Consider the following 343-nt stretch of genomic DNA (forward strand, 5'->3'; position numbering starts at 1 on the left):
CAGCGCGCGCAATGCGGGCGCGGTCGATTCCTTTGGTGGATCGAGAAATGCCACGTAGCCCAGCAGCGTGAGTCCCGACTCGTCGGCCACGCCGTAGGCAGGCTTCTGCGCTTCGACCTTCAGCGAACGGCTTGCCACGGCCACCACGCGCAGGCCCTGGGCATTGAGCTCCGATGCCACGCGATGAATGCGCGCCAGCACCTCGGCATCGAGCGCCAACACCTCGGCACCGCGCTCGACCGAAGTGCACACCGACAGGATCTCTTCCAGCGCGCCCTTGCAGATCAGCAGGTGCTCGCTGCCGCCATTGGCCACCACCACCGACATGCGCCGGCGCGAGAAG

General features: G+C 67.1%; 1 pseudogene. It reads right to left on the bottom strand.

The features are described from left to right. A pseudogene (locus ACSFA3_RS25910) lies at positions 1–343 on the bottom strand (magnesium-translocating P-type ATPase); the annotation flags it as partial.

Origin of the sequence: Variovorax glucosi, from assembly GCF_051216695.1 — a bacterium.
Classification (GTDB): Bacteria; Pseudomonadota; Gammaproteobacteria; order Burkholderiales; family Burkholderiaceae_C; genus Variovorax.